Raw genomic sequence first — 21266 nt, 5'->3', positions numbered from 1 at the left:
ACTGATGACTTACCGCCTGGGCAGGCTGTCGGGCACGCCTCCTCCGGCATTCATCTGCTCTAGCAGGTTATCGGCGGCGATGGTGTCGACGGCGGCGGCGCGGCGGCGCGGCTCGCTGGGCGAAACGCAGTTGTATTTCTTACTGATTTTAACCGAGGGCTTGGGGAATTCGCCCTGGGTGTAGTCCAGCTCTTTGTCCTGGTAAATCTTCTCCATGAACTTGCCGAAGATGGGCAGCGCGGTGCGGCCGCCCTCGCCCTGCTGCGAGCCCACGAAGTGAATGCTGCGGTCTTCGCCGCCCACCCACACGCCGGTTACCAGGTCCTTGGTCATGCCCATGTACCAGCCGTCGGAGTAGTTGGACGTAGTGCCGGTTTTGCCGCCGATTTGGTTGTTTTTGCGAAAAAGCTCATAGTCCCACAGGGCTTGAGAGGTGCCGCCTGGCTCCTCCATGCCGCCGCGCAGCATGTAAGTCATTAGCCAGGCGGTTTCGGCCGAAATGGCACGCTTCTGCACGGGGTCGAACTGCTTGATGACGTTGCCGTTGCGGTCTTCGATGCGCGTAACCAGGCGCGGCTCGCTGCGGAAACCGCTGTTCATGAACGTGCTGTAGGCATTCACCATCTCGTACACGCTCACGTCGCCGCCCGAGCCGAGGCCGATGCTGGGCACCGAGAGCAACGGACTGGTGATGCCGACTTTGCGGGCGTATTTGGCCACGTTGCCCCAGCCTACTTTCTCGGTGAGCTGGGCCGTGATGGAGTTGACGGAACGGGCCATGGCGTGGCGCAGGGTCATGTTGATGCCGGTGTACTCGCGGGTCACATTGTCGGGCTTCCATTCCATGTCCTGGCCATTTTCGACGTAGTTGATGGTCACCCGCTCGTCCCGAATCCGGTCGCAGGGCGAGTAGCCGTTGTCGAGGGCCGTGAGGTACACAAAGGGCTTGAAGGTGGAGCCGGCCTGGCGGCGGCCCTGCTTCACGTGGTCATACTGAAAAAAGCGGTAGTCGAGCCCGCCCACCCACGCCTTGATGTGCCCGGTGAACGGGTCCATGCTCATCATGCCGGCCCGCAGAAAGCGCTTGTAGTAGGCCAGCGAATCGAGCGGCGACATGACTAGTGTGGTGTCACCGTCGTCTTTTTTCCAGGTAAATACTTTCATCGGCCGCTTGGCGTTCAGGGCCGAATCGAGGCGGGCGGGCTGGTTTCGGTAGCGGTTGGCGAGGGTTTTGTAGCCTTGCGTGCGCTTCATCTGAGTCTGGATGAAGTCGGGGATTTCGTTGCCCTTGTCATCCACCCAGGGGTTTGAGTCGCGGTTGCGCCAGAAATTATCGAAGTTGCGCTGCAGGGCTTTCATGCGCTCGTGCAGGGCTTCCTCGGCATGCGCCTGCATGCGCGAATCAATGGTGGTGTAAATTTTCAGGCCGTCGCGGTACATATCGTAGCCGGTGCTGTCGCACCACTGGCCCACAAACTGACTGACGGCGCTGCGGAAATACGTATCGGGGCCATCGATGTGCCGTTCCACGTGGTAATCGAGCACAATGGGCTTGGTTTTGAGCGCGGCTATTTCGGCGGGAGGCAGTACGCCGGCCTGGCCCATGCGGTCGAGCACCACGTTGCGGCGGCGCAGGGCGGCCACCGGATGAAAGCGCGGGTTATAGGCCGTGGGGTTGTTGAGCACGCCCACCAGCATGGCGGCTTCCTCGGGCTTGAGGCTGTCGGGCGAGGTATTGAAGAAGGTTTTGGCCGCTACTTTGATGCCGTAGGCGCTGGAGCCGTACTCCACCGTATTGAGGTACATGCGCAGGATTTCGCGCTTGGTGTAGCGCTGCTCCAGGTCCACGGCGGTGAGCCATTCCTTGGTTTTGGCCACAATGGTGCTCACCACCGGGATGTAGCCCAGAGCGCCCCGGCTTTGCTGCCGCCGAATTTTGTAGAGGTTTTTGGCCAGCTGCTGGGTGATGGTGGAGCCGCCACGCTTCTCGCCGCGCACCGAAGAAAATGCGCCGCCCAACACCGCCTGCAAGTCGATGCCCGAGTGCTCATAGTAACGCGCGTCTTCGGTGGCCACCAAGGCATCTACCAGCAGGGGCGACATTTTACTGAGCGGTACCGGCGAGCGGTTTTCGCGGAAGTACTTGCCAATCAGCACGCCATCAGAGGTGTAGAGTTCGGAGGCCCGCTCCACTTTGGGGTTTTCCAAATCGGAAAGGCTGGGCGACTTTCCGAACAGAAACATGAAATTAGTGCTCACCAGTACCGGGTACACCAGGAACAGTATCACCACCAAGCCAAACATTATCCAGGCAAAATGGGTGACGCGCAGGGGCCAGCGGCGGCGCGGCGCGGTGGGTTTGGAGCCGGTGGGGAGGGCAGAAAGTGGCGGTTTGAAGTCAGCCATGCGAGGCAACAAGTGGAAAACAGGGCTCGGCCCAACCGGGCACGCCTCCGCTGCGAAAACGAACAAATATACCAGCCGGTGGGTCCAATATGTCAGTAATCGATTTTTGGATGCCGCAGGGTTCGCCAAAGCCGGTTCGGCCCCGGATTTGACCTGCTAGCCTTCCAGCAGCCGGTTCGGACAACGTAGCCTAATTCGCACGCCCTGGCCAAACGTTTTCATCGCCCCGTTTTCGGCCCGACCAACCGGCCTCGGAACGGCCGCAAAACCTAGCGCCGCGTGCGGGCCGACAACATGGCCTGATGATAGACGTTGCGCCGCGCCTTGCGCCGGCGTCGCTGCCAGCGCCAACCCAACTCCCCCAATGCCAGCAGAATAAAGCCCAGCCCCAGAAAGTAGCTCCAGTACAGCATGCGAATTTGAGCGCGAGTAGGCGAGTCCAGCTCCTGAAACAGCAACAGGCCCCACAGCTCATCGAGCAGGGTAAAACCCCACACCACGGCGGCAAACACCCGGCCCGCCCGGCCCAGCGCCAGATGCCAGTGCAAGAGGTAGAGCACCACTCCCGGCAGTGCCGAAAGCAGTACCAGCGGGGCGTCTTTCACTAGCGGCCACCCCAGAAACAGCATGGTGAGCGTTTCTTTCAGCACCTGCGCGCCGGCCAGCGCCCGGCCCAGGCGCGAGAGCATGGGCACGGGCGGCAGCGGATGAACGTGAGAAGTGGGCATAGAGCGGGCCGACAATTAAACCATTGGGCTGCCAAGATACTGATTACACGCTAGTAGCGGCGCGCCATGATGCGCGTGGCCTGGCAGCGCCAGGTGAGGACCACAATCAGCAGTCCTTTCACCGAATCCAGCAGCAGGTTGTCGGGCTTGCCAAAGACGTGGTAAATCCCTATTCCGATGCCTATCCACCACACGCCCAGCAGGTAGCACCAGGTAGCGTAGCTGGGCCGGCGCTGCCATACCTGCCCAAAGGCCACCAGAGCAGCCAGCGATACAAACAGCAGCAGCCACCCCACGATGTAGGTCAGGAACTTGGTTTCCGGCCCATACTTCACCCCAAACTGCGTGAGCGTGAACGCCGGCGCGAAGAAACAGCCCCCCGCCAGGGCCAGCTCCACGACCACGGCAATGAAGAGCACGACTAAAAGCAGCGTTCTGAACATAGAGGGAGGGGAAATATGAAATGGTCACCGACCTGGTTCACCACCGCAAGTCAAATGAGACACCAAGCTATACAATATTCTTCATAACCATTTAGTATGATTGGAAATAGACCACGCTTGCAAGCCCTTGGCTTTACGGCTGAACAGGTGTTTGATTTTGGAGAATTGTCAGTCAAATCCATCGGCCGCCAGTGCCAGACCGGATGTAATTTTCAGGACGCCATCGTGCGGGCGCTGCCAGCGTCGAATACTTCAGCAACGGCGGATAACAGCATTACCAGAGTAATTGCGGCTACGAGTACGCACCCGGCCACGCCGGGGAATACCACCGTGCGAAATAGCAGCTTTGCCCACCAGGGGCCCGCGTAAGCTTTTGTCCAGGCTTGCAAAAGCAACACCAACTGGCAAAAACCGGCCAGCATTGCGGCCAGTGTAAACAGCCTGAAGACCAAGCCTGCACTGGGCGTGTGGGGCCATATCTCCCTTATAAACAGCAGATTCATACCGGCCAACGCCCCAAGGCCAGCCGTGAGCCACAACCGCGGCGGCACCCGCGGCCAGCCTGGCAGCAGCAACATCAAATAATTATCCATAAGCTGTTGCTAAAATATAGTTGTCAGTTACTAATATCACCCTAAACCCCTGTCTCACATCAAGTAATCGGCAAAAACGAATTATAGCTCCGACCACAGCAGCATGATTTGCGCGAAGGCGAGCAGCAGCAGCCCCACCAGCACCACCGCCAGTGGCAGTACCGTGCGCAACAACCGGTGGCGACGAGTATCGGGCGAGGGCGCACGCTCCTGCCACGTGAGCAGCACGCCGAGGATGGCCACGTCGCCGGCGCAGAAAAGCAGCCCCAGAAACGTGAGCAGCAGTTGGGAGATTCCAGTAGTCATGTGGTTGTTAGTTGTCGGTTGCTGGTTGTCGGTTATCGGTTGCTGGTTGCCTATTATCAGTTGATTAGATTTAACTACCTGACCAACAACGGACAACTAGCAACTGACAACTAATTCAAAATCAGGGTGCGGGCAGTGCGCCATTCGGTGTAGGTGCGGCCTTGCCAGTTGGGGTGGGTTTGGTAATGGCTTTTCCAGGCGGCCACGGCAGCGTCTAGTCGGCGCTGGGCTTCCACGGCCGTGATGACTTCAGCGCCGCCGTATTCGGCTTCGGCCGTGAGGTGGGGGGCCGTGTCGATGAGGGCACGGCGGGCCACCAGCGTGGGCAGCACCCGGCCGGGCATGTCAAGCAGAAAACCGATGTCGATGCTACGGAAACGGGCCTGCAAGTTGTAGCTGGCAATCCAGACTTCCCAGTTGCCGGCGGCCAGCAGGAGCACCGCCGCGTACACCGCCAGAAAATTCAGCCGAATGAGACTGTAAGCAGAGCGGCGCTGCCAGATTTTGAGGAGCACTGTGCCCAGCCCGAAAAACACCAGCAGCAGAAAAAAGCACACTCCAATCCGCTTGTAGGCCAGGCCGCTGTACTGGATGTAGTAATAATTGCGTAGCCCTACCGACACGGCCAGTACCGCATTTTGCAGCACCCACACCGTAGCGCCCCAGCGCAGCCACGACAGGCCGGGCACGTAAAAGTTGAGGTTGCGTCGGAAAAACCACAGCACGATGCCCATGGCCAGCAGAATACTGAAAATGAGCACATAAGTGCCTTCGTGCACAAATTGGGTAAGGTCGAATCCGGGCTTGGGCACAAACCCAAACCACAGCCAGTTGATGTCGATGGCATTCACCACCAGCAGCAGGACGTTCACGAGGGCAAAAAGGGCCACCGCCGCCACCCATTCCTTGCGCAGGTCGAGGGCGCGGTGGGTGTTGGGCTGGAAATTGGGCCGGCGCACGGCAAACGACGCCACCCGGTCGCGATGCCGCCGGACAAACTCCCCAAAACGGGACTCGTGGTCGGCGAAAAAATACACCGGCACCAACACCACCGCCCCCGCCGTGACCAGAAAGCCCAGCGTGAGGAACACCACGTGCACCAGCGACACTTCCGGCAGCAGCCACAGCAGAAACTCGCCCAGTGCGTCTATCACCCGGCCAACGTAGGCCATGTACCGGGGATTGGCAGCCATAAACAGGATATGAAAGGCGCCCAGCACCAGCACCGGAACCAGCAGCAGGCGGCCGTAGAACCAGCCGCGGCGCACGCCTTCTCCCGCGTTGCGCGGCGCCCGCAGCCGCAGCCGCAGCAGCACCCGTGGCCCCGCCTGCATCCCGCTGCCCACGGCCGTGAGCAGCGCATACAGCCCCAGCCGCAGATGCGGCTGGTTGACGTAGCCCAGCAGCATAAGCACCGAAACTCCGCAAGCCAGTGCTGCAACGTCCGAGCCGTACACGGCCATCGTGGCGCCGCTGAACAAACTGCCGCCCATCATCAGCCAGAAATAGCCCGAGCGCCGCACCGCGGCCACTTTGGGCAGCAGCACCAACTGCGCCACCACCACAAAAACCGTGAACACCAGCACATTCGACCCGGCTTTCTGAAGGCAAAACAGCCAGTCGAAGAGCAGCGCGCCCAGGGGCAGGAACAGCTTTTGTGCGGCGGTAAGGGGAGTTAGCGCCGGCTTGGCCAGGGCGGCGGGGCGGGCGGGGGCCGGCCATTGGCCCGCCGATTCAGCAGTAGGATTCATAGTTAAATTATTTTAAAGAACTTTGTATTTCAAAGTTAAAGGGCAAAAAAAGAGTGCCGCTTCTTGGCTTAAGGACGCTCCAGAGGCATTGCCACTTTAGCAAAGGCGATGAATGGTTTTGACTTGGGATAAGCTACATGAATCAGGCCGTCGTTGAGCTTGCAATGGAGCCGCCCGAATCGAAAAGGCGTGTAGGAGCGCCGGGCCAGAGGCTGAAAAAAGTAGTTGTCGTAAAACACTACCTGGTCCACCGTACGACGGATATACAGCAAATCGAAGGCATAAAACAGCGCCCAATCGGTTTGGCGGGCGATGTAGAACGGCCCGGCTGCCGCCTGATGCCGGAACGTGATGCCCGGCTTGCGCTGCTGCAACGCCTGCTGTACCTCCGGGTGCCGCAACAACGGTTGTGCATTGAAACGTAGGGTATCGCCGGAACCAGCGCAATAGTAATCCAGCAGCTGCGCCGCTTGCGGATACGTCACTTGGCCACCCATTTGTAGCGTACCATAGAGCAGTCGCAACGCCCACTTATCGGCGCGGGTTGATTTACCCGCCAGCGCCCGGCTTTCCATCCCGTTCAGCGCCTTTTGGGTAAGGCCGAAATCACCAACGGCAAACAGCCCTAACCCACCCACCAGCACTGCCAGCAGCAGCCCGGCCGGCCAGCGAAGCCAGCGGCGCAATTGAGGCAGTGATTTCATTGGCAGCAACATGGGTTAGCTCAGAAGAGTGAATAATGGGATGATGGCGCTAGCTTCGCAGCAGCTTCTCTAAAGTGGCCAAGTGCTGCTGAAAAGCGGTTTTGCCTGCTTCGGTAGCCGAGTAGGTCGTGTTCGGCTTTTTGCCAATGAACTGCTTGCTCACCAGCACGTATTCGGCCTTTTCGAGGGCCGCTACGTGGCTGGCGAGGTTGCCGTCGGTGAGGTCGAGCACTTCCTTTAGGTCGTTGAAACTCACGGAGTCGTTGGCCATCAGCACGGCCATCACGCCCAGCCGCACGCGGTGGTCGAAGGCCTTGTTGAGGGTGTGAATGAGGTGCTTCAACGGGCCAATGCAGGGTTAGGCGCCGCGCCGGCCGGGCCCGGCCGCTCGTAGCGGTTGTACATCACCAGGCCGTAGCCGATGTGGCCCAGGCCAAAGCCCAGGGCAAAGAACAGCAGGCCCCAGCCCGGCAGCAGCATGCACAGCAAGCCCAACCCAATCTGGGTGAGGCCCAGCCAGCGGATTTCTTCCAGCGTGTATTTGCTGGCGTTGAGCAGGGCCAGCCCGTAGAACACCAGCAGGCCGGGCACCACCATGGCCGCATCGCCGCCCAAAAACAGGCGCAGGCAAAACAGCCCGCCTGTAATCAGCGGCACGGCCAGCGCCAAGGCCAGCCGCCGCGCCGGGCCGCTCCACAGCGGCTGACCAGCGTGTTTGGTGCGGCGCTGGGTGAAGAAAAACGCCAGCAGCAGCGCCGCGCCTATCATCACGGCCGTGAGCAGCAGCAGAAACGGCAGCGCCGCCTGCCGCTCCCGCGCCGAGCCCTGCATCAGCTGCAGGTAGCCATCGGAATAATGGCTTTTCAGATAAAAGTGGCCCACTGTGGCCCCGGCCAACGCTACCACGCCCGCCCCTACCCCGCTCAAGCCGGACAACGACAAAAACCGCGAGCTCCGCTCCATAATGGCGCGAATCTCGGTGAGCTGGGCGAGCGGGTCGGCGTGGGCGGGCTTCATAACCATAGAAGTACTTTGTGATGCAAAGCTAGGCACAATTGGGCGTTAGTAATGCGACTTGGCATTTTTTTCAAAATAATTTCTCCCAAAAGCGGAACGGGTTTCTATATGCTGGATAATTCCTCATGCACCGAATTTCATAAATACTTGGTTATCAAGATACTTTTCTACAGGCATCGATACTCAAATAGCTTTTATTTCAAGTCCGCAATTTCCCATTTGTATAACTTATCTACTTACAAAATCCAGTCAATAAATACGGTTCGTAAATCATTCGCCGCCTAAAATCAGGTGTTTACCGTGTAAAACAATCCTCTTGATGGTTTTACAGAACTACTGCTTCTCTCATTTATTCACCCTCATTTTTTACACTATGCCGTTCACTCACTCTTCTACTCCTGTCACTAGCCAGTCGGCCCTGGCTCGCACCATGTGGGTTTGGCTGTTCAGCAACCTGGGAGGTACTGCCTTACTGGTGCTGGACTTCAGCTTCAAATACCCGACTGACCTGGCGATACCCCTGGTAGTGGGGCTAATGGTAGCCCTACTTTCGCTGGCTTGCGTGCCGCTGGCGTGGCCGTTTTTTGCGATGTCGCGCTGTGCCTGCACAGAACTGCGCTGCCGCCTGCTGGCCCTGGCAGGGGTATTGGTGGTGTTTGGAGTAGCCCATATGGCGTTGCTGCACTGGTTGCCCATTGGCTCGCCCAGCAGCCTGCTGAGCTTTTCGCGTCCTTATCTGGGCACGGCGGTGTTGGCGGTAGCCTGGCTGTATCGGCCCCGCCAAAAAGCGGCAAAAGTGGCCTACGCTTAGATGTTGCCAGCCGTTACCAAGCGGCGAGGTTGACGCGGTACCTGGTTACGCGGGCGAGCATTGCGCCACATAAGCCGGAATATGAAGCTGTTCAAAAACGTTTTTTGGCCGCTCCCGCCCAGCTTTCGTATCCTTGGGTCATGCGCCTACGCTTACGCCTGTTTGAGTTTGAAGACCTGCCGTGGTTTCCGGCCGTCATCCGGGCAGGCATGATGGACTACCTGCGGTTCATGATTTCGGCCCTGGGTACCTACCGGCCCATTGCGCCGCTGCTGGCCGAGGGCCTGCGCCACACGGGCCAGACCACCGTGCTGGAGTTGGGGGCCGGCGCCGGGGGCGGCACCGAAACCGTGTGGCGCGCCCTGGAAGCGCAGGGCATGCGCGACGTGCGCATCACCCTCACCGACCTCTACCCCCAACCCGCTGCCTGGACCGACATTGCCCGACGCACGCACGGCCGCATCGGGCACGAAAATGCTCCCGTGAACGCGCTGGCGGTGCCGGCAAATCTGCTGGGGTTTCGCACTATTTTTTCGGCCTTCCACCACTTTCCCCCCGAGGCGGCCACCGCCATGCTGCGCGACGCCGTGCGCGCCGGCACGGGCATTGGCGTGTTTGAAGGCGCCGGGAAGCACTGGCTGGAGTTGCTGCTGGCGGTCACGGTGCTGCCCGTGGCGCAACTGCTGCTCACGCCATTTTTTCGGCCGTTCCGGCTCAGCCGGCTGGTGTTTACCTACCTCATCCCCATCATTCCGCTCTGCACCATCTGGGACGGGTCGGTGTCACTGCTCCGCATGTATTCCACGGATGAGCTGCTGGCCCTGGCCCATTCGGCCGACCCGGCGGGGCTGTTTACGTGGCAGGCGGGCAAAAAGCACCACTGGTGGGGCCCGCAGGTCACCTACCTCATCGGCTGGCCGAAGCAATAGTAGCGCGAAGCGGTGCTTCGCGTTTCCGCGCCGTTTGGGTAATTGGCAAGACCAAGAAACCACCCTTCCCCCTACTTTCGTGCATGTCTTTTGCTGCTTATAAAAAAGCGCTGCCGCTGCTGCGCATTCCTTTTTCTATTTACCTCATGCCCGTGTTCTGGTTTGGGCTGAGTGCTCTGCGCGGGCCATGGAGCAGCGGACGGGCGGCGGGCGTATTTGTGGTGCTGCACCTACTGGCCTACCCCGCCTCCAACGGCTACAATTCCTACTACGACAAGGACGAGGGCAGCATTGGCGGCCTCAAGGCGCCGCCCAAAGTGACACCGGAGCTGCTGCACCTGGTGTGGCTCTTCGATGCGCTGGCCGTGGTCGGGGCAGCGTTGCTGTCGCTGCCGTTTGCGGGGCTGGTGGTGGTGTACCTGCTAGTTTCGAAGGCGTACAGCTACGAGGGAATCCGACTAAAAAAGTACCCGCTGCTAAGCACGCTGGTGGTGGTGGTATTTCAGGGTGCTTTTACTTTTTTGATGACGCAGGTAGGCGCGGGAGCCACGGAAAGCCAGCTATTGGAAAAGACCAACCTGCTGCTGGCGCTGGTGAGCACGCTGTTTTTGTGCGGCTCTTACCCGCTCACGCAGGTGTACCAACATGAGGAAGACGCCCAACGCGGCGACCGCACCCTAAGCTTGCGGCTGGGTATTCGGGGCACGTTTGTGTTTGCAGCGGTGGGACTGCTGGCAGGCGCTGCCACGCTGGGCCTGGCTTACTGGCTACGCCAGGAAATCCGGCCGCTGCTGCTATTTCTGGTGGCTACCGGGCCGGTGGTGGTACTGTTTGGCCGCTGGGCCTGGCTGGTGTGGCACGATGAGAAAGCTGCCAATTTTGAGCACACCATGCGCATGAACCAAGTGTCGTCGTTGTGTCTGAGTGCGGCCTTTATTGCTATGCTACTCTGGCACTAACGCGGCCCTTATTCCGAAAAAACACCTTCTGCACGGCGCATTTGCGTATAAACAAGTATTGTCTCGTTTCTTATTAGCTGACCTCATGCGCTACTCTTGGCTCGCTCTGTTGCCGCTGCTGGCGGCCTGCAATTCCAACCCCTCGGCCGTGCAGGAAGAAACGGCCTCCGCTACGGCCGGCCAGCCAGCGCAGGATTCTGCGGCGCTGCCCGCCCCCGATACTTCCCGCGCCAAAGCGGTTTCGGCCCTGCGCGACACCTTGCGCACGGTGCGCGAGCGGCGCAATTTCAGCAGCCCACAGGGTCCCCCCGATACCTTCCAGCTGGTATTTCGGGGCCCGTCGATGCTGGAAGGCACCGGCGAATTCACCATTACCAACGCCGAGGGCCAGGTCATCTTCCGAGAAATGCTCACTGAGCCCGACCTCGAAGCCGCGCTGGTGTACGAGATGACCACGCCCACTGCCACCCGCGCCCAGCGCGAAGCCTTTGTACGGCGGCGCATCGACCAGTTCTTTCAGCCTTCGCAATTTCACGCCCCCGCCATTGCCGCCGAGGCTGCTTTGCCAACGGGCCTTGAGAACCTGGACCCTACCGCCTGGAACGACCTCAAGCAGCGCCCCGACGCCATTCGATTCGACTATTTAAAAGGCAAAGAAGACCAGCAGCGGATTGCGTGGTCGCCACTGCAAAAAGAGGTTATTCGAGTACGGTAAAGCGCCGACCTATTACGCACCTTGCTCCCGCAACAGCTGCTCCAAGCCATGCCGTACCAGTTCGTAGGGCTGGTAGCCGCGGGCCAGCACGTAGCCCCGCTCCCCCAGCCGCACCACGCTGGTGGGGAAGCCCTGCACCCCGATGCGGGCCACGGCGGCAAATTCCTGCTGGGTTGCCCGGGCCGTTTCGGGGGCCGCAAACCGGCGGTGGAACTCCGTTGCATCCACGCCGAATGGCGCCAGCAGCGCGTTGTAGGTAGTCGGGTCGTTCAAATCCATTCCGTCCCGAAACAGGGCCAGCTGCACGGCGTGCGCGAAGGCCACGGCGCGGGCGGGGTCCTGCGTAATCTGCCGAAAAGCGACAATGGCCCGGCTCGGCGGCTCCGAGTCGTACACGTAATTTCCAGTTTCGGCCAGAGCGGTGAATGCAACGCCTACTTCCACGCCCGTCGCCTTTTTTACATCGGCCAACTCCTTTTTGAGGTCGTGCCATGCTTCCGCCATGGGTGCGGCCTGCACGCCGGTCAGCATGCCGCCGCACAGCACCGATACGTCGAGCCGGCCGGCAAAATCAGCTTGGACGCGGCCGATAACGGGGCTCATGCCGTAGCACCAGCCGCACAGTGGGTCGTGGATGTAGAGTAATTCGGGCAGGGAAACAGGGGCCATTGGGTAATGTGATGGAGCCCAAATTTAGCGGTGTAGAGACGCATATTTGCGTCTCGTCGTTGAACGACTTGCGGCAGCGCCGTCGAACAAATTGCGTTGAACGACTTGCGTCTCGTCGTCGAACGGTTCCGTTCAACGACGAGACGCAAATATGCGTCTCTACCCCGTTGCACAAAAAAGCCCGCTGCATTACTGCAACGGGCTTTTCGTTTGTAAAGCAAATCGGGATTAGCCGTTCATGGAGATGAGGAATTCCTCGTTATCCTTAGTGCCTTTGATGCGGTCCTTCAGGAATTCCATGGCCTCGGTGGCCGTCATGTCCGACATGAACTTGCGCAGTACCCACACGCGGCTCAGCTCGTCCTTGCTCATGAGCAGGTCTTCGCGGCGGGTGCCGGAAGCCGGGATGTCGATGGCCGGGAATACGCGCTTGTTGGCCAGCTTGCGGTCCAGCTGCAGTTCCATGTTGCCGGTGCCTTTGAATTCCTCGAAGATAACCTCGTCCATTTTGGAGCCAGTTTCGATGAGAGCGGTGGCAATGATAGTGAGTGAGCCGCCGCCTTCCACGTTGCGGGCCGCACCGAAAAAGCGCTTGGGCTTTTGCAGGGCGCCCGCATCGATACCACCCGAAAGGATGCGCGAGGAGCTGGGCTGCACCGTGTTGTAAGCCCGCGCCAGGCGGGTAATGGAGTCGAGCAGAATGACCACGTCGTGGCCACACTCCACGAGGCGACGCGCCTTGTCGAGAGCCATTTCGGCGATTTTCACGTGGCGGTCGGCCGTTTCGTCGAAGGTCGAGCTGAGCACTTCGGCCTTCACGGTGCGGGCCATATCGGTCACTTCCTCGGGGCGTTCGTCGATGAGCAGTATCATCAGATACACCTCGGGGTGGTTCTCGGAAATGGCGTTGGCTACTTCCTGCAGCAGCACGGTTTTACCGGTTTTGGGCTGGGCCACAATCAGGCCGCGCTGGCCTTTGCCGATGGGGGCAAACAAGTCAAGCACGCGGGTGCTGATTTGGCTGGACTTGGTGCTCAGCTTCATGCGCTGGTCGGCAAAAAGCGGGGTGAGGTGGCTGAACGGCACCCGGTCGCGGACTTCCTCCACGGTGCGGCCGTTCATGCTGTCCACACCCACCAGGGCAAAGTATTTTTCGCCTTCGCGCGGCGGGCGAATGGTGCAAATCACCGTGTCGCCGGGCTTCATGGCGTATTGCTTCACCTGCTGCGGCGACACGTAAATGTCGTCGGGCGAGGAGAGGTAGTTGTAGTAGGGCGAGCGCAGGAAGCCGTAGCCACCGTCGGGCATCAACTCAAAGGTGCCGCCGCCGGGCACCACCAGGTCCAGGTCCTGCCGGGCGGGGCGCTGGGGCTCGCGCTGCGGCTGGGGTTCGCGCGGCTCGCGCTGGGGCTGGTCGGTGCGGGGCGTGCCATCGGGGTTGAGGGCGCGCTGTTGGCGCTGTAGGTCGCGCTGGGCGTAGCGCTCCTCGCGGGTCAGGTTGCGGTTATTATCGCGCTCCTGGCCATTGCGGGGCTGGTCGTTGCGCGGCTCGCGGGGCTGGCCTTCCCGGTTTTCGCGGGGTTGGTCGTTGCGAGGCTCACGCTGCTCCCGGGGTTGGTCGTTGCGGGGCTCGCGGTTTTCACGGGGCTGGTCGTTGCGCGGAAAGCGCTGCTCGCGGCCGTCACGCGGCTCGCGGTTGTCGCGCTCGAAGCGGTCGGCGCGGTTTTCGCGGCGGTCGCCAAAGCCACTCCCACCGGGTTCGCGGCGGCCATCACGGCCATCATTGCCGTTCTCCAAGGGCGCGTTGGCAGCTTCGGCGGCGGCGGCAATTTCGGCGGCGGCTTTTTCGGCGGCCATCTCGGCGGCGCGCTGCTCCGTGATGGGGCGGCCGGCGCGGTCTACCCGCTCGCGGCGCTCGCGGCGCTCGCGGCGCTCGGGGCGGGCGGCGTTGGCGTCCTGCTGCTCGGTGCCGTTAATCTGTTGGTCGGCGCTGGGGCCAGCTTCTTCGTTGGCCTGCGGGGCCACTACTGGCACGGGCTCGTTGGCCAGGGAGGCGCCGGTAGCTTCCGAGGCGGGCACCAGGGCCAGGCCTTCGATGGGGTCCAGAATTTCGACGTTGGCGGCGGGCTCGGACTCGCGGCGGGGCTCCCGCGCGGGGCGGGCGGTTTTGGCAGCGGGCGGGGCTACGTCCGAAAAAGGCTGTTCGGCGGTGCTGGGGGCCGGGCGGCGGGCTTTGGGTGCGCGGGGTGCGGCAGCGGTCGCCGCAGGGGCTTCGGCCACGGCGGCCGGAGCAGCCGCGGGGGCAGGCTGGTCGGCGGCACCCGGAATGAGGGCTTGCTGGTCGAGGATTTTGTAAATCAAATCCTGCTTGCTGAGCCGTTTAAAGTTGCCGACATTCATCTGCTCGGCAATTTCTTTCAGGTCGGACAGCAGCCGGTCCTTCAACTCGTTAATGGTGTGCATAAAGGGAATAAGGGGAGAAACATCGGCGTGAATCGAGGGGCTGGCGACCCTGGGAGCCCGCGTGGGGCCCAACAAACCAGCTACGGCACGAAAGCGGACAGGCCGCGATAAAGCATTGGCAGGAAACGCGGGCTATTGCGAGAATAGCAGCGCGCGGCGCGCAATGGATAAGCAAGAAAATGAGGTGCGAAAGGGGCCGCGAGGGGGTTCAGCAAATGACGGGCCGGAAGCAGGCGCCAGGGCCTGCGGTTCCGGCCACGGCGGCCGGTTGCTAACGCAATGTTAGCGCATTACGGGCAAACTGCCAAATCGGATGCCGCCCGACGAGGCCCTAACAGGCTGGGCCGCAAAATAAGTTGCGTGCCCGCGCCAAGGCCCACAGCAGCAGCCCTGTGGTTCTACCCGGTTTTACTTCCGACATTTGCCCCCGTTCCACTTCAAGCCCCATGCTGCAAATTTCCGTTCTCCGCGACCAGACCGAGCTGGTGCTGGCTGGCCTCGCCAAAAAACATTACGCCACCGGCCCCGCCGATGTGGCCGCCATCCTTGACCTGGACCAGCGCCGCCGCTCCCTCCAAACCAGCCACGACGCGGCCCAGGCCGAAGCCAATGAGCTGGCCCGCCAGATAGGCGGCCTGATGAAAGCCGGCGATAAAGCCGGTGCCGAAACCCTCAAGGCCCGCACTGCCGAGCTCAAGCAGTACACCCAAGCCGCCGCCGCCGAGCTGACGCAAGTGGAAAAAGAGCAGCAGCAACTGCTCTACAAGCTGCCCAACCTGCCCCACGCCAGCGTGCCCCAGGGCCGCGCCGCCCAGGACAACGAAGTAGTGCGCGAGCACGGCACCAAGCCCACGCTGGGCCCCGACGCGCAGCCGCACTGGGAGCTTATTAAAAAGTATGACATCATCGACTTTGAGCTGGGCAACAAAATCACGGGCGCGGGCTTTCCGGTGTACAAGAACCAGGGCGCCCGGCTGCAACGCGCCCTCATCAACTTCTTTCTGGACGAGGCCCGCGACGCCGGCTACACCGAAATGCAGCCCCCGATTCTGGTGAACGAGGCCAGCGGCTACGGCACCGGCCAGCTGCCCGACAAGGAGGGCCAGATGTACCACGACGCTAAGGACGACCTCTACCTCATTCCCACGGCCGAGGTGCCGCTGACCAATATTTACCGCGACGAAATCATTGCCCTGGATAAGCTGCCCGTGCGCATGGCCGGCCACACGCCCTGCTTCCGCCGCGAGGCCGGTTCCTGGGGTGCCGACGTGCGCGGCCTCAACCGCCTGCACCAGTTCGACAAGGTGGAAATTGTGCAAATCACGGAGCCCGACCAGAGCTACGACGCCCTGGAAGCCATGCTGGCCCACGTAGAAGGCCTGTTGCAGCAGTTGGGCCTCCCCTACCGCGTGTTGCGCCTGTGCGGCGGCGACATGAGCTTCACCGCTGCCCTCACCTACGACCTGGAGGTATGGAGCGCCGCCCAGGGCCGCTGGCTGGAAGTGAGCTCGGTATCGAACTTTGAAACCTACCAGGCCAACCGTCTCAAGTGCCGCTACCGCGCCGACGGCGGCAAAACCCAGCTTCTGCACACGCTCAACGGCTCGGCCCTGGCCCTGCCCCGCATTGTGGCCGCGCTGCTGGAAAACAACCAAACCAGCACGGGCATAGCCCTGCCGCTGGTGCTGCACAGCTACTGCGGCTTCGAGCGCATTGGGTAGAATATTTTTTTTAGTTGATGGTTGTGGGTTGTCAGGGTTGAACTTGAGACCGAAAAACTAGAATAGACAACCAGCAACTGACAGCGCCACGTACAGGCAGCAAAAAGGCGTCCCCAACCAAGATTGGGGACGCCTTTTTGCTGCCGCTAGCCGGAACGGTTGGATTATGATTTGGGAGTGTAGGGGAATTTTTTGGAAGCATTGCGCATCAGCGCGTCTACGATGGTTTCAGGGGAGCTGAAAACCGAGCCGGCAGCCACGTAATCGTACTTCCAGAGCAACGTACCAGCGCTAGCTTCATGAATGTTCACGGTGATGTTGGCCTGGTTGGTGGCGCCCCAGGCACCGGCTATCAGGCCGACGGCGACGGCGGCGCCGTCGCTCATAGGCTTGGTGGTGCGCACGCTGGTGGTCAACACGGCATCAACGCCCAGAATTTTAGCTAGTTCCTGGGGCGTATGGGTACGCAACTCGGTGAAGGGGATGCCGCTTTCGCGCAGGCGCGCATCGGTCTGACGTACGTCCTGGAAGGTTACGGTGTAGCCGCGCTGCTGGCCCCGGCGCAACAACCAGGCGTAGATTTTCTCCTGAAAATCGAGGCCGCTTTTGGCTTCGACAGCGCGCTGTTGTTCGACAGTCGTTTTTTTGGCTTGATTGGGCCGTAACTCCATGGTCACGTCGGCTGGCAAAATGGCCACCATCTTGTGCGTGGGGGCGTAGTTGCGGAAATCCTTGGCCAGGTAGATGGTGGGCCCGCATGCGGTGAGCAGCAGGGCAGTGAGGGCCATTGCAGCGGTGGCCCGGAAAGTAGAAAGGCGCATAAAGCGAATCTGAAAGATGAGAAAATGAAATAGAATTGCGCCGGCTTGGGGGCTTACAAAGCTAATGTCTTTTTTCTCTTTTCAGCGGCCGTCGCGGGCGGGCGGCAGGTCCAGGTCCAGCGTTTGGTCGCGCATGCACTTGAAGTGGCCCTGCGGGCACTTAGCAAAGCCAATTTTGGAGCACGGCCGGCAGGGCAGGTTCGGCACTTCCAGCACGCGAAAATCGGTGCGGTAGGGGTACATGCCGAAGGCGGGCACGGTGTTGCCCCACACGCTAAAAATCTCCTTTTTGAAGGCGGCGGCAATGTGCATCAGGCCGGTGTCGTGGCTCACCACAAACTGGGCCTGCCGCAGCAGCGAGGCCGATTGGTGCAGCGAATAGCGCCCGCAACCGTTCACAATGAGTGGCTGAGGGATTGAGTGACTGAGTGGCTTTGCGGGGAAACGGTACGGGTCGTCGGGAATGGTAGCCGCCTGCGCTTGGGCGGTGGCCGCGTTTGCCTCGAAGGCTTGTTCGATGATGTGGCCGATGCTCTCGTCTTCGGGGCCGCCCAGCAGTATAATGGGCCGGTTGAGCTTACCGCACAGCTCGATGAGCTTCTCTACGGGCAGGCGCTTGGTGGCGTGTTGCGCACCGATGGCCACCGCCACATAGCCACGCCAAAAGGCGAGCGGCAGCGTATCGAGGCTGATTTCCTGGTCTTTGGGAATGAAGTAGTCGAGCCCCTGGCCGTCGTCGTGCACGCCCAGGGGCGCGGCAGTTTGGAGGTAGCGCTGCACAATGTGCACGCGCGGCAGCCGGTCAATCTTGAGGTTGACCAGCAGCCACTTCTGCCAGTTCAGCTTGTCGAAGCTGAAGGACTGTACGCCCAGACGAAGCTTGATGAGGCGGGTGCGCAGGTTATTGTGCAGGTCGATGATGTAATCGAACTGTTCAGCTTTGAACTCCTGCACCAGCTCATCAAGGCTACCGGTGAGGCAATGGACTTTGGCCACGTAGGGGTTGGGTTCCAGCAGGCCGCGATAGCCGGGCTTGGTGGCGAAATGAACCTGCGCCCCCGGCACCTGCTGCGCCAGCGCCCGCACCACGGGCGTGGTCAGAACGATGTCGCCAATGGAGGAAAAGCGGAGGACGAGGATTTTCATTTTTTAGCTGCAAGCTGTCAGCTGCAAGCTGCAAGCTCTTACCTTTTGAAGGCTTGTAGCTTGCAGCTAAATAACTCTACTCAAACAACGACTTCTTGTACTCCAAGGGCGGGGTGATACCGGCTTTGCGCTTTTCAAAATAGGCGGCAGCTTCTTCCACCGACTTGGTATTGAAGGTCATTTCCTTCGTCAACAACCCTTTGCGGCCCATGAGCACGCCGTAGCGCATGTCGGCGTAGCCGTCGGTGTGGTGGGCGTCGGGGTTGATGCTGAGCAGCACGCCCTGGTCGAGGGCGTAGCGCACCCAGCGCCAGTCCAGGTCCAGGCGCCAGGGGTTGGCGTTGATTTCGATGATGACCTGGTGCTTGGCGCAGGCGTCGATAACGGCTTTGTAATCGATGGGGTAGCCCTGGCGGCGCAGCAGCAAGCGGCCAGTGGGGTGGCCCAGCATGGTGCAATACGGGTTTTCGATGGCGCGCAGCAGGCGGTCGGTGGCTTTGCGCTCTTCCATTTTCAGGTTGGAGTGCACCGAGGCCACCACGAAGTCGAAGCTGGCCAGCACCTCGGACGGGTAATCGAGGGAGCCGTCGCTGAGGATGTCGCTTTCGATGCCTTTGAAGATGCGGAAGGGCGCAAGCTCGGCGTTCAGCTGGTCGATTTCCTGATGCTGCTGGCGCACCCGGTCCACGCTGAGGCCGTTGGCGTAGTGCGCGGCCTGGCTGTGGTCGCAGATGCCGAGGTACTCATACTTGTTGTCGCGCAGCCAGGTGGCCATTTCGCGCAGGCTGTGGTTGCCGTCGGAGTAGGTGCTGTGGTTGTGCAGGGCGCCGCGCAGGTCGGCGTCTTCGAGCAGGCGAGGCAGTTTTTTGTCGGCGGCGAGGGCAATTTCGCCCAGGCCTTCGCGCAGCTCGGGCACAATGAATTGCAGGCCGGCCCGCTCGTAGAGGGCTTCTTCCTGCTGGAATTTTTCGCGCCGGGCCCACTGGCGGAGAGTGACTGAGTGATTGAGTGGCTGAGTGGCGGGCAGCTGCTCGCTCAGGTGGGCTTCGGCGGCTGAATTCAGGAATAGTTCGGTCACAAAATCATCTGGCGCGACTAGCAACACCTCTACCCGCACGCCCGACGGTGTGGCCGTGCCCCGCCACGCAAACGGCCCCGACCGGCGCGGGTCGGCGGTGAGGCCGCCCATGGTGTCGAGGAGTTTATGCGCCGTTTCCGGCTGGCCGGTGGCGGCTACTACGCGCACCACTTCCACGGTTTCGAGGCGGCGGCGCACTTCGCCGGCCACGCCTACCTGCTCGGTTTTGAGGGCACGCCGCAGGTGCTGGGCAATGTCTTCGGCCAGGGACTCGGCCTGCGGGTACAGCAGCTTGCCCTTGCTCTGGTCAGCAAACTCCAGGGCTTCGAGGATGGATTCCTGGGTTTTCTTGCCGAAGCCCTTCAGCTTGCTTACCTGGTCGGTTTCGGCGGCTTCGCGTAGCTGTTCGCTGCTCTCAATACCTAATTCGCGCCACAGGCTGCGGATTTTTTTGGGCCCAATGCCTTTGATGCTGAGCATTTCGACCACGCCGGGCGGCGTGGCTTCCAGCAGGCGCTGCAACTCCGGAAACGTGCCGGTGTCGAGCAGCTCGGCTACCTTGGCGGCGGCGGTTTTGCTCAGGCCGGTGCGGTCGGGCAGGCCGGAGCGCTCCACCTCCGCCACTGGGAAGCTCAGGGCCTCCAGGGCGCTGGCGGTGCCTTCGATGGCGCGGATTTTGAAAGGGTTTTCGTCGTGCAGCTCCATGAGCTGGGCAGCCAGCTTGAAGGCGCGGGTCAGGGCGCGATTATCCACGGGTAAGGGGTTATTGGGGGCACGAATGTAGCGTATGCCAGGGTTTACGCGCCGGAGCGGAGGTTGTCCAACTGCCCTCAAAATGCGTAGCTACTTGATTAGGGTTACCTTTCCGCTTATTCTATTTGCTGAATCCCATGCGTGCGCCGTCTTCTTCTACCGGGCTACTGCTGGCCGCGCTGCTGCTGGCCACCGCCTGCAAAAAAACCAAGTCCACGGCCGTAATCACCATGCACGGGTTGGAGGGCACCTGGCTGAATTCGCACGAGGAAAACGCCGGCGACACGCTGGTGTACCGGCCCCAAACGTATAAGTTTCCGCCTGCGCGGGGCCGCACCGGCTTCAGAATAGAGCCCTACAGCCACTTTGAGCAGTTCGACATTGCGCCCACCGACGGCCTCACCGACCGCCCCGGCACCTGGACCATCGACCGCAAACTGTTCCTGCGCATCACCCTCGAAAGCGGCCCAAATCCCAATTACACGCTCCAGGTGCTTGAGCTGGACACGGTGAAACAGCTACTAAAAGTGCGCCGCCTGCCCGAGGATAAGTAAGCGCTACAATTTCAGCCGGCTCTGATTGGCCAGCTGCCGCAGAACCAACCGACCCAACATGGAGTTATACGGGCCAATTTAATCTGTTTTTAATCTCCTATACGATGCCTCTTATTGCTAAAAGCCCGTTGCTAGCCATTGCCTTGGGCTGCATTTTAACTAGCGTTTCGCCCGCTGCCGGGCAGGAAGCCGCTGCTACGGCTACTGCCGCCGCGCCACAGCCGGTATCGCCGCTCGTTTCGGCACCACAGGTGCTGCTAGAGGCTCCCGCCGCTTGGTTGAGTGACCTGAAGACGGCCCAGGCGCAGGCCAAAGCCACCAACCGGCCCGTGCTGGTGGTTTTTTCGGGTTCCGACTGGTGCAAGCCCTGCATCATGTACGAGCAGGAAGTGTTTTCGCAGCCGGCCTTTACTGCCTATGCGAAGGACCGGCTGGTGCTGGCCCATTTTGATTTTCCGCGCCAAAAGCGCAACCAGCCCACGGCGGCTCAACTGAAGCTCAACGAAGCCGCCGCCGCGCAGCTCAACCGGTCGGGCGATTTCCCGCTGGCCGTGCTGCTCTCGCCCGAGGGCCAGGTGCTGGCCAAAACCGGCTACATTGCCGGTGGCCCCGCTGCGTTTGAGGCTTATTTGAAAAAGGTGCTGCCGGCGCTGTAGCCCCGTTGGCAGGCCGGCCGGTAGCTGCACGAGCATTTCCCGC

21 protein-coding genes are annotated in these 21266 nt (G+C 61.0%); 7 read left to right on the top strand and 14 right to left on the bottom strand.

What is annotated here, in order from left to right; genetic code table 11:
• Positions 1-9 precede the first annotated feature (9 nt).
• From GM79_RS15320 to GM79_RS15280, 9 genes are all read right to left on the bottom strand, one after another.
• The gene (locus tag GM79_RS15320; RefSeq protein ID WP_235184078.1) at positions 10-2406 is read right to left on the bottom strand and encodes a transglycosylase domain-containing protein; all 2397 of its coding nucleotides are present in this window, start codon (positions 2404-2406) and stop codon (positions 10-12) included.
• 269 nt (positions 2407-2675) lie between these two features.
• On the bottom strand, positions 2676-3134 hold the full coding sequence (locus GM79_RS15315) for a hypothetical protein (protein WP_152560019.1): 459 nt from the start codon (positions 3132-3134) through the stop codon (positions 2676-2678).
• 50 nt (positions 3135-3184) lie between these two features.
• Positions 3185-3577, bottom strand: coding sequence for a hypothetical protein (locus tag GM79_RS15310; RefSeq protein ID WP_035565451.1), 393 nt, complete (start codon positions 3575-3577; stop codon positions 3185-3187).
• Positions 3578-3789: 212 nt separating this feature from the next.
• On the bottom strand, positions 3790-4170 hold the full coding sequence (locus GM79_RS15305) for a hypothetical protein (RefSeq protein WP_035565449.1): 381 nt from the start codon (positions 4168-4170) through the stop codon (positions 3790-3792).
• 81 nt (positions 4171-4251) lie between these two features.
• Positions 4252-4476, bottom strand: a complete 225-nt coding sequence (locus tag GM79_RS15300) for a hypothetical protein (RefSeq protein ID WP_035565447.1) — start codon at positions 4474-4476, stop codon at positions 4252-4254.
• A gap of 110 nt (positions 4477-4586) precedes the next feature.
• Positions 4587-6227, bottom strand: coding sequence for a DUF4173 domain-containing protein (locus GM79_RS15295; protein ID WP_035565445.1), 1641 nt, complete (start codon positions 6225-6227; stop codon positions 4587-4589).
• A gap of 68 nt (positions 6228-6295) precedes the next feature.
• Entirely contained in the window at positions 6296-6931 is a 636-nt protein-coding gene (locus GM79_RS15290; RefSeq protein ID WP_152560018.1) for a hypothetical protein, read from the bottom strand.
• Between the two features lie 49 nt (positions 6932-6980).
• Positions 6981-7274: a winged helix-turn-helix domain-containing protein gene (locus tag GM79_RS15285; protein WP_035565441.1), complete on the bottom strand. Its 294-nt coding sequence runs from the start codon at positions 7272-7274 to the stop codon at positions 6981-6983.
• On the bottom strand, positions 7271-7948 hold the full coding sequence (locus tag GM79_RS15280; RefSeq protein WP_051718941.1) for a hypothetical protein: 678 nt from the start codon (positions 7946-7948) through the stop codon (positions 7271-7273). Before GM79_RS15280 ends, GM79_RS15285 begins: the two co-directional genes overlap by 4 nt.
• Positions 7949-8321: 373 nt before the next feature.
• Between GM79_RS15280 and GM79_RS15275 the strand changes: the two genes are divergently transcribed.
• The 4 genes from GM79_RS15275 (at position 8322) to GM79_RS15260 (ending at position 11362) form a co-directional block, all read left to right on the top strand.
• On the top strand, positions 8322-8759 hold the full coding sequence (locus GM79_RS15275) for a hypothetical protein (RefSeq protein WP_152560017.1): 438 nt from the start codon (positions 8322-8324) through the stop codon (positions 8757-8759).
• A 140-nt stretch (positions 8760-8899) separates the two neighbouring features.
• Positions 8900-9688, top strand: coding sequence for a hypothetical protein (locus tag GM79_RS15270; protein ID WP_035565435.1), 789 nt, complete (start codon positions 8900-8902; stop codon positions 9686-9688).
• Between the two features lie 83 nt (positions 9689-9771).
• Entirely contained in the window at positions 9772-10647 is an 876-nt protein-coding gene (locus GM79_RS15265) for a UbiA family prenyltransferase (RefSeq protein ID WP_035565433.1), read from the top strand.
• A gap of 85 nt (positions 10648-10732) precedes the next feature.
• Positions 10733-11362, top strand: coding sequence for a hypothetical protein (locus tag GM79_RS15260; protein WP_035565431.1), 630 nt, complete (start codon positions 10733-10735; stop codon positions 11360-11362).
• A 12-nt stretch (positions 11363-11374) separates the two neighbouring features.
• Here GM79_RS15260 and GM79_RS15255 read toward each other — a convergent pair whose 3' ends face one another.
• A complete protein-coding gene (locus GM79_RS15255; RefSeq protein ID WP_035565429.1) occupies positions 11375-12031 on the bottom strand; it encodes a DsbA family protein in 657 nt (218 codons plus the stop codon).
• Positions 12032-12259: 228 nt separating this feature from the next.
• A complete protein-coding gene (gene rho, locus GM79_RS15250) occupies positions 12260-14494 on the bottom strand; it encodes a transcription termination factor Rho (protein ID WP_035565427.1) in 2235 nt (744 codons plus the stop codon).
• Between the two features lie 446 nt (positions 14495-14940).
• Here rho and serS point away from each other — a divergent pair, with 446 nt between their 5' ends.
• A complete protein-coding gene (gene serS, locus GM79_RS15245; RefSeq protein WP_035565425.1) occupies positions 14941-16215 on the top strand; it encodes a serine--tRNA ligase in 1275 nt (424 codons plus the stop codon).
• A 164-nt stretch (positions 16216-16379) separates the two neighbouring features.
• On the opposite strand, the gene GM79_RS15240 is transcribed toward serS, so the two are convergent.
• From GM79_RS15240 to GM79_RS15230, 3 genes are all read right to left on the bottom strand, one after another.
• Complete coding sequence (locus GM79_RS15240; RefSeq protein WP_152560016.1) at positions 16380-17036, bottom strand: hypothetical protein; 657 nt, start codon at positions 17034-17036, stop codon at positions 16380-16382.
• 81 nt (positions 17037-17117) lie between these two features.
• Positions 17118-18182, bottom strand: coding sequence for a glycosyltransferase family 9 protein (locus GM79_RS15235; RefSeq protein ID WP_035565423.1), 1065 nt, complete (start codon positions 18180-18182; stop codon positions 17118-17120).
• A 76-nt stretch (positions 18183-18258) separates the two neighbouring features.
• Positions 18259-20013, bottom strand: coding sequence for a helix-hairpin-helix domain-containing protein (locus tag GM79_RS15230; protein WP_035565421.1), 1755 nt, complete (start codon positions 20011-20013; stop codon positions 18259-18261).
• 137 nt (positions 20014-20150) lie between these two features.
• On the opposite strand from GM79_RS15230, the gene GM79_RS15225 reads away from it, so the two are divergent.
• Both GM79_RS15225 and GM79_RS23220 read left to right on the top strand, forming a co-directional pair.
• Positions 20151-20567: a hypothetical protein gene (locus GM79_RS15225; RefSeq protein WP_035565419.1), complete on the top strand. Its 417-nt coding sequence runs from the start codon at positions 20151-20153 to the stop codon at positions 20565-20567.
• A 104-nt stretch (positions 20568-20671) separates the two neighbouring features.
• Positions 20672-21223 carry a thioredoxin family protein gene (locus GM79_RS23220; RefSeq protein WP_051718939.1) on the top strand — a complete coding sequence of 184 codons (552 nt, stop codon included), beginning with the start codon at positions 20672-20674 and terminating at the stop codon, positions 21221-21223.
• Positions 21224-21266 lie beyond the last annotated feature (43 nt).

The organism is Hymenobacter sp. IS2118 (assembly GCF_000715495.1).
Taxonomy (GTDB): Bacteria; Bacteroidota; Bacteroidia; order Cytophagales; family Hymenobacteraceae; genus Hymenobacter.
This window is presented reverse-complemented; position numbering and strand designations above follow the sequence as displayed.